The sequence below is a fragment of the Bradyrhizobium sp. IC3195 genome, assembly GCF_020193585.1.
GTDB classification, from domain to species: Bacteria; Pseudomonadota; Alphaproteobacteria; order Rhizobiales; family Xanthobacteraceae; genus Bradyrhizobium; species Bradyrhizobium yuanmingense.
Map to the genome: position 1 here is coordinate 55,606 of NZ_JADYVG010000020.1, position 14,363 is coordinate 69,968.

Annotated in this window: 7 protein-coding genes and 2 pseudogenes; 7 read left to right on the forward strand and 2 right to left on the reverse strand. The window is 57.8% G+C overall.

Features of this window, described 5'->3' with window-relative positions:
• Nucleotides 1-20: 20 nt before the first annotated feature.
• From I6F09_RS28915 to I6F09_RS28935, 5 genes and pseudogenes are all read left to right on the forward strand, one after another.
• Nucleotides 21-292, forward strand: a pseudogene (locus I6F09_RS28915) (transposase); the annotation flags it as partial.
• 589 nt (nucleotides 293-881) lie between these two features.
• Nucleotides 882-1,592, forward strand: a complete 711-nt coding sequence (locus tag I6F09_RS28920; protein ID WP_225189613.1) for a hypothetical protein — start codon at nucleotides 882-884, stop codon at nucleotides 1,590-1,592.
• Between the two features lie 1,736 nt (nucleotides 1,593-3,328).
• The gene (locus tag I6F09_RS28925) at nucleotides 3,329-4,078 is read left to right on the forward strand and encodes a hypothetical protein (RefSeq protein WP_092302639.1); all 750 of its coding nucleotides are present in this window, start codon (nucleotides 3,329-3,331) and stop codon (nucleotides 4,076-4,078) included.
• A gap of 59 nt (nucleotides 4,079-4,137) precedes the next feature.
• Entirely contained in the window at nucleotides 4,138-4,857 is a 720-nt protein-coding gene (locus I6F09_RS28930) for a hypothetical protein (protein WP_225129530.1), read from the forward strand.
• A 404-nt stretch (nucleotides 4,858-5,261) separates the two neighbouring features.
• Nucleotides 5,262-6,609 (forward strand): annotated as a pseudogene (locus I6F09_RS28935) (IS5 family transposase).
• Nucleotides 6,610-6,616: 7 nt separating this feature from the next.
• On the opposite strand, the gene I6F09_RS28940 reads toward I6F09_RS28935, so the two are convergent.
• Both I6F09_RS28940 and I6F09_RS28945 read right to left on the reverse strand, forming a co-directional pair.
• The gene (locus I6F09_RS28940) at nucleotides 6,617-8,299 is read right to left on the reverse strand and encodes an NEL-type E3 ubiquitin ligase domain-containing protein (RefSeq protein WP_225144498.1); all 1,683 of its coding nucleotides are present in this window, start codon (nucleotides 8,297-8,299) and stop codon (nucleotides 6,617-6,619) included.
• A gap of 816 nt (nucleotides 8,300-9,115) precedes the next feature.
• Complete coding sequence (locus I6F09_RS28945) at nucleotides 9,116-9,361, reverse strand: hypothetical protein (RefSeq protein ID WP_225189614.1); 246 nt, start codon at nucleotides 9,359-9,361, stop codon at nucleotides 9,116-9,118.
• Nucleotides 9,362-11,962: 2,601 nt separating this feature from the next.
• On the opposite strand from I6F09_RS28945, the gene I6F09_RS28950 reads away from it, so the two are divergent.
• Entirely contained in the window at nucleotides 11,963-12,706 is a 744-nt protein-coding gene (locus tag I6F09_RS28950; RefSeq protein ID WP_225144497.1) for a hypothetical protein, read from the forward strand.
• 562 nt (nucleotides 12,707-13,268) lie between these two features.
• Nucleotides 13,269-14,339 (forward strand): cytochrome-c peroxidase, encoded by a 1,071-nt coding sequence (locus I6F09_RS28955; RefSeq protein WP_225144496.1) that lies wholly within the window; start codon nucleotides 13,269-13,271, stop codon nucleotides 14,337-14,339.
• The last annotated feature ends 24 nt before the right edge of the window (nucleotides 14,340-14,363 follow it).

The window sequence follows — 14,363 nt, forward strand, 5'->3', positions numbered from 1 at the left end:
GAGGGGGCGTCCACCCCATCAACCTCTCCAGCCACAAAGGGCCGCGCATACGGGAGGTGCTCGCGGCGGCCGGCGCTACGCTTCTCTTTCTTCCGCCCGTACAGTCCCGACCTCAATCCCAATCGAAAATGCCTTCGCCAAGCTCACAGCAAATTTGCGAGAGGCCGCCGAACGCACCGTCGGCGGCCTCTGGGATTCTGTTGGGCGCATCATCGATACCTATACGCCCGCAGAATCCACAAACTACTTCGCCGTCGCAGGCTACTCGCAACTTGATCGGCTAACGCTCTAGCAGTGCGCTTGCACGGCGGGAGTGCACAGGGATTCATTAAGCGAAATCGAAGAAGGCCAGAGATACTCATCGATGCTCATCTCAAGTAGTATCGCCGCAAGTTCCGAAAAATAAGAAAGACTATGCGAACGAGGCTAACGGCCGGGATCTCCTGGGACGTAGACTAACCACCCCTTCGTCCACATCCGATTGACGCCCCGGCCTCCCATCCGATGCCACGTGTGCCGCTCATTGTGCTTCAAAACGTGCCGCAGTCCTCCCCCTCAACAGGCGGCGTCGTGGATCTGCTGAAACTATGGTGCCTGTCAGCATGGCGGCGCCGACGGAGTCAGGTGAGGCCGTGTTGCACCGGCGACTAGCAATGACGAGTGTCCCCGGTTTTTGCGGCCGTGTGCATCACGAAAGGCTACTGCGCCATTCAAGCGGAGGCGTCAGCCAGCCGAAAGGCCTCTGGCCATCAGCCTACCAAAACAAGGAGACGACGGCTCTCTTGTTTGTTTGTAGCATATGCCGTGCGAGCGTACGGCTGACAACAGATGACAAATGTTGCGCCGGAGCGCTCGCACGGTACGCGATTAGGGGCACTCTGATGATCACGCCGTTTCGACGGAACTGGAGTCCAAAAGAATTATTCGATGCTCTTACGCCAGCGATGTTCGCCGCCGAGCCGTCGGCTGTCCGCGCACGTTGGGACAAATTGTGGCCAGATCTGTACACAGAAGATGACGCCCGGTATCTGAAACAAGAATTAGTGGCGCGAAATCTTATTGCTTCCGATGAAGCTGCGGCATTCTTCAACGCTTGGGCGATTGATGAACAGCGCCACACCGACGGATTCATCCGAATCATTGAACTTGTCGCTAACGGGTCGGAAAAGGATCTTCGGGCGAGATTGGACGCCCGCACGCATGATTTTGGTGCGATCGTTGAACACCTGAAGGACGAATTCTCCTTAATGGTTATAATCGCGTTTGATGAGATGTGCACTTGCCGCGCCTATGCAGCAGAAAAGCCATTTTATGATGCCCTTGGGAACAACACGTTCCATCATTGGCTGCGGGAGGTTATTGCCGACGAGGCGGTCCACTCGATGAACGCCGTTAACGTTATCCGCGCACGCTATCGCGACCGCATCGACCAAGCCGCCACAATTCTCGATAACCTACTCCGCGCGTCGGATAATCTACGCTATTCTGGCACCTTCCTGCTGGACTATTTCGGCGCAGTTTACTCCAAGGAGCTGCTCGCCGACTCCCGCCTCGCGACCATGAGAAATATTGCCAAGCCACTCATCGTGTAGAGCGAGATGTGTGCAGCGAGCCTGGCGAAAGTTGCACCGGCGTCACATCGCCGATCAATCCACCTTTTCTGCAAGTTTACCATTCTATCAGTTGACGCCAAGTTGTCCTGACGCGTCGTGCGCATTGTCGCCGCCGCCATCATCTGCAAGCGCCTCCCTGTTGCGCGCAGAGTGTCTAGCCCCCGCCTTTAGCTCGCGGAGATATTCGATCATCGGGCAGTTACCATGCGGCCGTTCGAGTGCCGCTTTTGCTCAATCGCTTTGCCAAACAAGGCGGCAGTCCGGCGTGAAGTCTTCAGCGTAGCGAAATGCAAAAATAGAGCCATCACCAAGCAAGACGGCCTCGGCGGGGGCTACGCTGAGGCAGAGCTTTCACTGTGGTCGTGCCATTGGAGGAATGGCACAGACGTGGAGATAACCGCTTACCAAATAGCTTGTTCTTAATTTCTTTTCATTTCCGGCCTGACCAGCGATCGCCGGATCGGAGCTCTTCGCGGCGGCAGGGGATCGCTACTTTCCGCGGCCTTCGGCGGCAGCAATGAGGTCGATACTTCCTGTTTTCCACCCCTCCCTCGATTGTTGCAGTAAGCATCCGCCTTGATCGCATTCAGTTGTGCTCGAGTTGCGTTACCCTGGTCGGCTGGCGTGCGTACCGTGGCGCCAGCGGGATCGATGCCGCCTAGAGCTCTAGGGGCCTAACAAAGCTTCGGTGGTTGCCCCATGAAGGATATGAAGGTGAGCATGACGTGGCTTTACGCCCAGGCCGAATATGCAGACCAATTATCTAAAGCGCGACCGACCAGAAGAAACGAGAACTGGACGCGCATCTCGCACCGGCGGGCTTGCCTAGCAAATCAAAAAGGTGGTCAGAGTGGGCGCTTCAAAAGTGTAATGTACACCGTCTGCCGCACCCAAGGAAGCGGCCCAGCGAGAGCGCGCACGCGCCAGGCCATCGTTCATTCCCTGCAGATTCTTCTCGACCTGCACGTAGCCTCATCGGCGAAATCTGTGCCCAAGACAAAGATCGTCCCGGTCGCTCGACGCCGACTTTCTTTTGACGGAGCGTCCTCGATATCGCTTCGTCACCGCCATCGGCCGGCGAGCCCCGTGCACCCTTCGATCCTGTTCCCATGACACGATACCTCGCCTCGGCGCGAACAGATGCATGCTTGCTGTTTACGTCAGCATCAGCGCTCGCATATCTCGATATTCTTCAGCAGAGTGAGAGTTCGGTCGTTCAGGGTCATCTCTCAGTGATTGACCAGCCACTTCGCTGTCTGCCGACAAGACGACGATCTGATCCAGCATACCTTTGATGATCTGCCAAGTCATAGTTGGACCGCGTAGCACCGCCTCGATTGCGCTTCCACCGAGCTCGCAATCTGACGCTACGTAAGATTCGGCCGCTTCATGCCAATCATAGCAGCAGCGATAGATAGCCTATGGCAATCGCCACGATCACCACAGGCAGCCGTTGATACTTGGTGACGCGCATTCCAGCCGTTTACAAACCTCACGTAGATCACCAGTACAAGTGATTTACTCTCCATTTTCGGCCTGCATCGTCGTTGCGATCCAAGGACGTCACTCGCTTGATGTTGAAAACGTTCATCGGTTGCAGAGCTCTCGCATCGAAGGTTCATTGCCCCTTCTTTCTGCCATGTTCGCACCCAAAGCAGAGACGCGCCGGTTGCGTACTTTGCGCGCCGCGATAGCGAGTGTCTCAGGAGATTTCCATGGTGAAGCCAGTTGTAATTGTGGTCGGTGCGGACAAGGGAGGTGTCGGCAAGACGACCGTATCACGAACGCTACTGGACTACTTCAGCGTCAACAACGTGCAAACACGCGCATTTGACACGGAGTCGCCGCGGGGAACGCTGAAGCGCTTTTATCCCGAGATCACCGAGATCGTCGACATGACGACGACGGCGGACCAGATGAAGATCTTCGATACCCTGAACTCAGGGCTGTCCGTCACTGTCATCGATGCTCGCGCAGGCTTACTGTCCTCTGCGCTGGCTTCCTTGCGCGACATCGGATTTCTGGACTCGGCGCGGTCTGGCCAGATAACATTCGCCGTGTTCCATATCCTGGGATCGTCCATCGCCTCGCTAGACGAGATCGCGGAAACCGCGACCTTTATGAGCGGCGCGAAGTACTACCTAGTCAAGAACTTCATCAACGACACTCAATTCTTCCAGTGGGATCAAGCGACATACAATTCCTATTTTCACCGCATCAAACATGCGACCGAGTTGGTCATACCGAAGCTTAACGAGATGGCCTATGAGCAGGTGGAAGTCGCATCCGTCCCATTCATAGACTTCGTCGCAAACAAGGGGCGGAACGATGAACCTGCGAACAACTCCTTCGTGCTGCGCGGCTATGTCCGGCACTGGCTGGCAAATGTCTGGAGCGAATTTGATCGCATCAACTTGACGGAATTGGCCGGCGCCAAGTCCGCCACCCGTGCCGGCGAGAAGTAATCGCATATTCGGCGAGCTCAGGTCGGGCCCACGTACGAAACGAAATTGATCTGCTGGCTATGTTAGCGACCCCAATCTACATTATCTGCTCTCCTAGCCCGCAGGTCGGTAAAACCCTCATCGCTCGGGCGATGAGCGAGTTCTTGCTGCTGAAAAACGGCACAGCGCTGTCGTTTGATGTCAACTTGAAAGAGCCATCGTTGCTCGACTACCTCCCCAACATCACGGAAACCGCGGATGTGATCGACACTTACGGCAAGATGCAGCTGATGGACCCTCTTATCATCCACGATCGGGTACCCAAGGTGATTGATCTCGGATTTCACGCCTTCGACGAATTCTTCAAGATGTGCGAGGAGATTGGCTTCATGAAGGAGACGGCGCGCTGCTATGTCGCCCCTATCATCCTCTACGTCGCGGGCGCAGACCGTATCTCCTTTCGCGGTTATGAAATGCTGCGCCGGCGAATTCCGCCGGCGTCGCTGGTCACCGTCCACAATGAATTCGTGCTGCGCGGCGGATTACCTGATCCGATGGATGGCGAGCGGGTGATTCGGATTCCCGCACTTCCGCTGTTCCTCAAGAGATATATAGACCGTCTTGGCTTTTCCTTCACGGGATATCTGCGCAACGAGAAGGACTGGTCCACCGAGCTGCATCAATGGATCCGACGGAATTACAGCATGTTTCGCGATCTGGACTTGAGTGTGATGCTGCGAGGGTCCTATCGATCGCGGGGGACGGATATCGATAGCCTACGTTTCACAAGGACCACTTGAGATTTCGGTCTGCTCGCCATCTATTCGTCCGGCCTATGAGTGGTCGTTGACCAATGACTTCAATGGCGTTCGCAACGCGAACGCATGAATTGCGGTATACGACTCTTCGCTTGGATCGCGCCCGCACGGACCGCGCGACCGGTAATTGACGTCAGCTCATTCGCCGGATGCCGCATGTAGACACGCCCGTCCTCGAAAGGATCGATGACTGTCTTGACCTTGTGAGCAGCTAGGCAGTCGTCCGTGAAGAGTGGCTAAGCGATTGAGCTAGAATCGCATTTGTCGTTGTGGACTGTTTTGCGTTTGCAGGGGTTTGATGCTTCGGGCGTCGGAACCTTGCAATTTCATTTTCAGGATTCCGTCGAATCGCCAACCATGATTCCGTCATCGCATCGGAGGTGGCGATGCGACCGAAGAAGCACAGGACGACGGGATCGTGCGATCTGTTCCGGGCCAGGCTGGACCAAATCATCAATATGAAGCACGAGCTGGTTCAGCTCGCCGGCAAGGTCGATTGGGACTGGATCGACGGCGAGATCGCGCCGCTCTATAGCGAGAATGGTCGGCCCGGGATCGCGAGCCGCTTCATGATCGGGCTGTTGCTGCTCAAGCACATTTACGGGCTGTCCGATGAGAGGGTGTGCGAGCGCTGGGTCCACGACCCATATTTCCAGTACTTTACCGGCGAAGAGTTCTTCCAGCACGCATTCCCGCACGAGCGCTCGGACCTGAGCCACTGGCGCAAGCGGCTCGGCGACAAGCTGGAGCTGTTGCTGGCCGAGAGCTTGCGGGTGGCACACGAGGCCGGCGCGTTGCGCAGCCAGGACCTCAAGCGGGTCACGGTCGATACCACCGTGCAGCCGAAGGCCATCACCTTCCCGACCGATGCCAAGCTGCTGCACGCGGCAATCAAGGGGCTCAACCGCCTGGCGAGGAAGCACGGGGTCAAGCTGCGGCAGTCCTATCTTCGCATTGCCAAGACCGCGGCGATGATTGCGGGACGCTACGGCCATGCCAAGCAATTCAAGCGGCATCAGCGGCAGTTGCGCATCCTGCGCAGCCGACTGGGCCGGATCATCCGCGATATCCGCCGCAAGATCGAAGGTCAGGCTGTGCTTGAGAACACGTTCGCCCTCCCGCTCAGCCGGGCCTCGCAGATCCGCTCGCAGCAGCAGCGCCAGCGCGGCTTCAAGCTTTATTCCTTCCACGCCCCGGAGGTGGAGTGCATCGGCAAGGGCAAAGCAGCCGCGCCTTACGAGTTCGGCGTCAAAGCCTCCATCGTCACCAACAACCGCCGTTCTCCCGGGGGCCTGTTCGTGCTGCACGCCAGGGGCGCTACCCGATAACCCGTACGACGGTCACACCTTGCGGGACGTCATCGACCGCACCGAGACACTCACCGGCTGCGCGATCGAGCGGGCCTATGTCGACAAGGGATACCGCGGCCACGACGCACAAAATCCCCGACGGATCTTCATCTCCGGCCAGAAGCGCGGCGTCTTCGGTGTCATCAAGCGCGAGCTGCGCCGCCGCTCCGCCGTCGAACCCATCATCGGACACCTGAAGGCCGATGGTCACCTCGGCCGCTGCTACCTCAAAGGCCGCGCCGGCGATGCGGCTAACGTCATCCTCTCAGCCGTGGGCCACAACTTCCGCCGCATCCTCGCCTGACTCAGAGAACTCTTGTGCCTCATCCTGCTCCAGCTATGGCGCACGTTCGGTCGTCCCGCCGCGCTCAATTCGCCTTCTTAACGGACGACTAGGCAGATCGACGGGCCCTTGCGTCGGAGGGCGCTCTTAGCTCAATGCCGAGTTTCCCGAGCACCTGGTGCATGACCGCGCTTTTGATCTCGCGGGCGATCTCGTTGCGTATCTGGGCGCCGAGCACCCGCTCGGCATCGGCATCGCCTGTCAGACCATGCTCGGCCAGTCGCTCATCCAAGCGGGTTTGAAACTGTACGCCCATCGCGTCGACGAGGCGCTCCTGCATTTCAGCATAGTCTTCGGGTGCGATGCGCCTCACCACGCTTTCCCATGGTTGCCAGCGCGCTGCTAAATAGTTCGGAAATTCCGCGGCTTCCTGGTTCCGCACCGATGCCTCGGCCCTGGCCACATCGTCCTCGCTCACCTGAGAGACGTTCATGAAGCGCATGTCGGGAGCGATGTGCCGCAGCTCCAGCGCGTCCCGCAGCTGGGTCTGATAGGCAAGGTAGACCTCGATCTCATCGACTTCCGCGTCGGGATCGGCACGACGAAGCGAGTTGACCCTCTCGCGCGCGATTCCGTCCAGAGCTTCCAAGCGAAACATGACGCGGCCGTGCTGGAGCAGTTCGCCCAGTCGCCCATCATAGACGCCGTCCTCGACATCAGCGTTCAGGCGTGCAGTCTGCATGCCGTTCCAGGCCAAAGTAATGCGATCTTCGCAGCTCGCATTCGCTCCCGAAGCCAACTCGAAATACTCCTCGCGCAAATGCGGCCTGACGGCTGCCTGCCGCAAATCTTCGGCGACCGCTTGGCGGAACGCCTCGTTGCCATAGTTCACCGTGCCCCGGAGCCTGTCGAGGAAGCGTGCATAGTCCGCGGCCCCCGGTTCATGGGCGAAGTGCTGCCAAGTGGCCATTGCCGTGGGCTCGCCCTCGAGCCAGTCCGCGGCAACCTCTTGCAGGGACCGCGGCTGAACTTCCACCGGTCCATCCGCGGTTGAGAAGAAAACCTGAGGGCCGGCATAGTCTTCGGCATGCATGGCCGTTGCCAAGCCGGCCTGCACCCGCTCGGCAAGCGGATTATTCTCCAGATCAACGCTCGAGTCACTGCTTAGCTGCGTCAGCAGGGTCTCGGGTACGTTGGTCAGATAGTTGTTGCTGGCGCCGAGCCATATCAGCTGGGGCGGGACCGTCTCAGGCAGGCTGGTCAGCCGGTTGTGGCTCGCGCTGAGCCATTCGAGCTCGGCGGGAAGAGGTTCGGGCAGGTCCGTCAGCTGATTGTACTCGACGTTCAGACGCTGGAGCCCTGCTGGAAGCCCGGGCAGTTGGGTCAGGCGGTTACCGCGGGCGTCCAACTCCTGAAGCGTTGCTGGTAGGCGTTCGGGCAGGCTGTTGAGCTGATTGTCATCGACATTCAGGCGGCGCACCCCGGCCAGAATGGGCGCAGACAAGGCGGTCAGGGACAGTGACGACAGATCTAGCAGCTCGTTGATATCACCCGCGCGCCGCCAAGCCCTCGTTCGACTGACCGCCTGTTGCCGATCCTCATTTTGCCCCTGCCCGTCTTCGGCAGCCCAATCCGTCAACACCTCCTCCTGCCAGGCAGTGGCCTCGGCAGCGGACGCCTGCACGTCCGTCAAGGCCTCTCCCCATTGCGATGCGCCCGCAGAGCCCAGTTCGGAGCTTTCCGAATTGGAAGTTGCGGAAGGAGTACCAGGGCCGAGCTGTTCTGCATTCATCGATGTCGTCCTTTCGGTAGCAAAAATTAAGCGAACTCGCCGGGGCGGCGCATCTTCCGGTAATCCCCAACCATGGATGGCGCTCCACCGGCTAACCGCAATGAGCTGCGATCACAGAGGGGGGCCGTCACGCACGACTGGCGCGAATACGCTGCTGCGAGTGCCACCGAGGAACTGCAGACGGTGCAGCGAACCCGGGCGAAGTCTCGCCTCCTGGATCGGTTGATGTTGAGGTCCACCCTGGTCTCGCCTGCCAGATCTGTGCCCATTGAGCCGGGCCTGCAAGCGAGTAGCGACGTTCATGATACGAGAGCTAGCTGTCGATAAGCTGACGGACCGCGGAGCGACAAAATGGCGAATGGTCCCCATCAATTTCTCAACCTTAGGCTCAGCGCCCCGCAGGCGAATGAATTCGAGCTGGGCCGACTGATGCCGGGCGCCGGCACGCCGGCAGCGGCGCGCTTGCGCCGGCAACTTTGCTGTCGCTTGCGGCGAGGCGGCCCCACTTCTCCCCGCGTTCAAACGCTTGTGTTATAGCTGAGCTTAAAAGCTTGCAGCCCATCGCGCCTAACGCCGCTCGCCCTTGGCTACGAGACCCGCGCGCACTCAAATGTTAACAACACGGGCTCGTTAAATTCTCCGATGACGAGTTCCTCGCGTTTTTGACATCGGCCACGTGAACCGGCCATCCCCCTCGGCTTACCGTCGCAGACCTCGACAGGCAAGCGCCCATGAGACGCTCTTGATCCGTGCACGTTCGACTGAATGACCGGACAGCTGTATCTGCACTGATGCGACAGAGTTTATATGTCAAGCTCAGTGTAATCGAGCGGCGCCGCGATCAATGAACTTGAGCATCAACTGAGACTTGTTGATCTCGCATGAAACTCGTTTCAGTATACGTATTGCTATCTCCTCGGTCGCAATCAGCCCCACTCTCTCGCAGGCTACCCCAAAATGATGCATCACCTGCTCCTCGGAGGGTGCGATACGATTCTGCAACACGCTGGTCGTCAATGACGAGAGCATGTGCTCGACGACGTCATTCTCCGCCTGGCTCAAGACCTAGTCCTTCTGATTTTTTGTTCAGTTCCTTTGGCGACCACATCGCATAGAGTGTCGCTGCGACGGACAGTCGTCTTCAACATCGCAGCTTCATGCCCGTTGAACTCTGCTTTCGAGAGATGGTCGTTTACCTCACCTGCTCGGACCGCTTATCCTCAGCACACGCGCACGGCTTCAGATTGCGTGAGTTGCACGATTCTGATAGCTCCACAGCGGCATTCCGCTCTTTTGGAGTGTGCCGACCGAATGATGGTACAAATATGGAAGGGGCCCTAATTCCGACCTTCCCAATCAGAACGCCGTCAAGATGCGACACTCGAGAAGCTATTCTCTGGCAAACGTCCTGGCCGGCCTGGCCTCCGGCCTTTCGGCTCAACGCATTGCATGTCGTGGCGTAGCCCACGATCTTCCGACGCGGATGCTTTCCTCGAAACTCGGCAGAAATCTAGATTGAAACTCAACCGCCGCCCCTTTCCGGAACATCGAAAGGTCGACGGTGCGCAGTTGCTTGTTGCGCGTGACCACCACTGTTGAGCATTTAACGATGTCGCCGGCGCAATCGATTTCGCCTAGCGCCCTCGTGAGGGTGGTTTGAAAGGACATAAGGCCTTCCGAGCTTTCACCGCAGCGTTCTGCGCGGCATCAGTGCTGCGGGTCATCCTCTGGCCGGAGTGACCGGCTATTCCGTTGGAGTATCTGCTTGCGAGCGCGGGCTGTTTAGCCAGCGCGCTTTCGCTGTTGCGTTAAAAGCGCCTACGGCTGTGGTCAACCATATTCTGCTGCCTGCATCATTCCATCATTGCGATCTGGCGACTCCAACTGATCAGTGTAGGGGCAATGGCTGGCCCGGCGCCCCGTGTGACCACGGAAATGGCTTTCCTGGCCATCGCCCGCAAAACGAGAAAACTAGCAATCAGCAGGCCGTCCTCTCGGTCTCCATTTGCGTTGCGCCGTCAACGCATCAGCAAGCGTACAACCTGTCGCAACGTGAGATTCAAGCTAATAAATCGGTCTTCTGAGGCGTGCACAGCGGATGTCGATAGCGATGATTGTCTGTGGAATGCTCATTTGGCTCGACACTGCGTCCAGCCGACATTTTACCTTGGATAACCAAGATCCAATCCCGGCGCGTGCGTTTCTTTGATTGGCTGGCGCGCGCCGTGGATCGCAGTCAGCCTGGCTCGCCTTCCTCAAAATCGCACCCCCGTGGCTTTCCCATTATGTTGATGAGGTCCACCTCGGCCCATCGATGATTTATCGGGTAAGCGACTGCGAATGGCCGTAGCAGCGCGGGACCGACCACCATCGGAGCTCGCAATGAAGCCGCCATCGCCTTATGCCGCTTGGGCCGCTAGAGGTCGACATCGCTACGTTCGGGGTCGCGAGCTGCTGGCCTAAGTCAGGTCGCGCCCAGCGCCTGAACAGGCAACAAAGCCGTCAAACGCTTGCATATTCCGCTGCCATCGACCATGGGGACATGCGTTGTGTGTTACCAGCTCCTGCTTGAGCCGTCTGCGTGGCGGGCATGGGCTTAACTGCTCTCCGGTGTTGGCGCACCAATCAATGAGCGCTGGAATTGTGCAAGGCACACGACCGCGGCGCCGTGAAAACGCGAGGATCTGCCGCGATTTCTCGTCACACGCGCGGTGTAGGGTGATATTGATTGATAGAGTGGCATACATCCAACTGCTCGCCGCCTACCGCGAAGAACAGGCGGGAGGTCGCAAGTTCTCGGATCAACTATTCGGCAGGAATGCGGAGCCAAGGAATGGCCGCTCGGTGACGATAGATATGCTTGATACCCCAGGGACGAAGTGAACTAGATCTGTGATGACTTCAATTGATGATACATTAAGTGAGATCAGATGGCTGCGGAACGAAATCTGGCGCTGCCGTCGATTCCTTAAAAGGGACCTACCTGACGCAGAGCGCAAGGCCGTTGAGAGGCGTCTGCTTGAACAGCTTTCTGCCTTTGAACGGCACTTGTCGACGTCGTTTCCTTTGACCTTGAGCCCTAAAGTGTATTCGGCCAAGAGCACCACGATCGGACGAAGCGACTCCCCTGAAGCGCCCATCGAGAACGCCGCAATGGCATCAAGCGGTTCCTTCGGGAAGTCGATGGGCGGCTAAGAGGCTTCCTAGCTGTATCTGTACCTTGAGCCCGCCAGTCAAGACCAGGCTAATTCCCAGCTGAGAAATCTGAGGAAGACCGCTATTGAAGAAACATCCAACGCCAGGATACCGGCGATCTTTTGCCAGTTGTAGCCGATTTAGCCAGCTGCCGGAAAATACTTGGTTGCCGGGCACAACGCCATACCATGATGAGCAGCACGGATTTCTGCAAATGTCCGGCCGCAACCACTACAGTTTACGCAGATTCCCCTTCCGACCAGTTAGGCCGATGGCAATCTCACGACGGCCTCAAAGTCAGCGAATGGCAGCAGCTCAGAATAAAGCGCAACTGCTGCAGTACGAAATCGAAGTTCGGAGCGCATTACAACCTCGTAACACGCGTGGGCGCACATCGATCGTTGATCGAGGCGAATCGATTCACAGAGCTCAGTGCCCCTGATAAATGAACTGCGGCTCGGCAGGCTGATGCTTCAGCCCGATCGACTTTCGGCCACCAAGCGGGCCAAACTCCGGCTCCCGTCAGTCTGGAACACCTCACTGTCGCTCGATTTCTGCGACTGCCGCTCGGACGCCTCACTCTCGATGGAGGACGACCGGAAGCCTGTTGAGACGCCGTCTCGGTCGGTCGTTTCTCTCCGCCGCGATTGGCATCCTGCGGCGGCATTCTCCGCGCAAGTTCTTGAAATTGTCCCTAAGACAAAACATGGCCACGTCCGCATCGCCACGCCCTGTAAAGCGGTTACAGAAGCGCATCACGTCCGGTCTGCAGGAGGTCAAGACTTCCTCGGCCCGCCGATCTCGCGCGCGAGCGTAGCCTGTGCACCACGCCGCTGCGATCGCGATCACGATCGCAATGAGGGCCGCTGCACAGCGATGCGCATTGGGAATCCAGCTCATTCGTCGCTCATGACCCACCAAATCTGTCTTAAGCCGCATATCGGTAACTATTACTCTTTCCTCAATCTGTTTACCGGCGCCTCGGCAGCCATGGTCGCGCTGTTGCGGGGCAGCCGCAATGATTACGGCCTCCCGAATCATCGTCCCGCCACGAATAACACGCTCGTTGCGAAGACACGGAGGTCCAACAGAGATCGGCTGTTTAGCATGTGCGGCGATGCTGGCTCCCAATATGGCGTTCTGCCTTCGCAAGGCCTACAACCTGACGCTACGGTCGATTCAAGCACTTTGAGCGTCGTCCGGCATGTGTGAATCGCTCTGAGACGGGCATGCCCTCATTGGGCGCAGCAGGACGAACTCCCGACAACTGCGCGCCGGACCGGCTGCCTCCGGGGTAGGAACGTTACCGATGCTGGTGGATGACGCTTAGCTTAGTGAAGCGGTTGAAGCCGCAAAGGGCACGCATCGAGACGATCAGTAACAAACTGCGTCGACGCAGCTCCTTTTGTTCGCGATCCGATTTGCAGAGTCAAAAGAGTTCGGTAGATGGGTTTTCCGAGAAGCACAGAGGTTTGGACCGACAGGCCAGGATACCTTGCCTGGATGGTGATTGTCGCAACTGCCACGTACCATCGATGACAGCCTCATGCGGCCTGCTGCTATTCACGGTGCGCAATTGCTTGAAACCGGCTCAGCAGCTTCGACCTTGAGCCCCGCTGGCACACCGGTTGCTAGTAACACCGGCAGAACGTCAGCCTTGGTGCGGCCTAGCCGGAACACGGAAGACACCATTCGACGTTGACTGCTACAGGTCTTTCTGGGACCGAGGGCTATGTTCGCGAATCCACGATCTAGGAGAAAAGCGAGACTTCACATGAGGAGATTAGCGGTACGCGAGTTTTCCAGGGTCGGCAGGTTAAGTGTTATGGCCTCAGCCATTCTGGTTTCGCCAGCAGCAGGCGCCAATGAGGATTTGATGAGCGCCGCCAAGCGCATTTTCAAGCCGATTCCCTCAACCGTTCCAGCGGTGAAGGACAATCCTATCACCCATGAAAAGGTCACACTTGGCAAATCCTTGTTTTTCGATCCGAGGCTATCGGCGAGCGGGGTTATTAGCTGCAACACGTGTCATAACCTTGGGACGGGCGGGGTAGATGCCGGCCCGACGTCGATTGGTCATCGCTGGCAGCTGGGGTCACGTCGTGCGCCAACAGTCTATAACGCAGTCTTCAACGTGGCGCAGTTCTGGGATGGACGCGCGGCGGATCTTAAGGCGCAGGCCGCGGGCCCTGTCCAGGCCAGCATCGAAATGAATACGACGCCCGATCGCGTGCTCAGAACATTGAATTCAATGACCGATTATGTCGCTATGTTCAGCAAGGCTTTTCCCAACGATGCGACGCCAATTACGTTTGAAAATTTCGCCAAGGCCATCGAGGCTTTCGAGGCGACCTTGATTACTCCCGCCGCCCCATTCGATCAGTACCTCGAGGGCGATGAATATGCTCTCACTGATCAGCAGAAAGCTGGGCTAAAGCTATTCATCGCAAAGGGATGCTCCTCTTGCCACAACGGAATCAACGTCGGTGGACAAGAATACTTCCCGTTCGGCATGATTGAAAAGCCCGCCGAAAGGCTGCTTCCGAGGGCGGACAAGGGTCGCTTTGCCATCACCAAGGATCTCGGGGACGAGTATGTTTTCCGCTCGGCGCCGTTGCGGAACGTCGCGTTGCGCCCTCCTTACTTCCATTCTGGTCAGGTTTGGAGTCTTAAGCAAGCGGTTGGCGTGATGAGTGAGGTTCAGCTTGGCGCAAAGCTCAGTGACGAAGAATCTGACGAGATTGTAGCGTTTCTGAATTCGCTCACCGGGCAGCTGCCAAAGATCGATTACCCGATGCTGCCAACGCGGACCATTGCAACCCCAAAACCTTGCCTAGACAAATAAGCCTTCACGATAGCGACACGCTGC

Excerpts from the sequence above, each read along its gene's own strand:
- I6F09_RS28925 (WP_092302639.1), top strand. The coding sequence starts at position 3,329 with ATGGTGAAGCCAGTTGTAATTGTGGTCGGTGCGGACAAGGGAGGTGTC.
- I6F09_RS28920 (WP_225189613.1), top strand. The coding sequence starts at position 882 with ATGATCACGCCGTTTCGACGGAACTGGAGTCCAAAAGAATTATTCGAT.
- I6F09_RS28930 (WP_225129530.1), top strand. The coding sequence starts at position 4,138 with ATGTTAGCGACCCCAATCTACATTATCTGCTCTCCTAGCCCGCAGGTC.
- I6F09_RS28955 (WP_225144496.1), top strand. The coding sequence starts at position 13,269 with ATGAGGAGATTAGCGGTACGCGAGTTTTCCAGGGTCGGCAGGTTAAGT.
- I6F09_RS28940 (WP_225144498.1), bottom strand. The coding sequence starts at position 8,299 with ATGAATGCAGAACAGCTCGGCCCTGGTACTCCTTCCGCAACTTCCAAT.
- I6F09_RS28950 (WP_225144497.1), top strand. The coding sequence starts at position 11,963 with ATGCTTCAGCCCGATCGACTTTCGGCCACCAAGCGGGCCAAACTCCGG.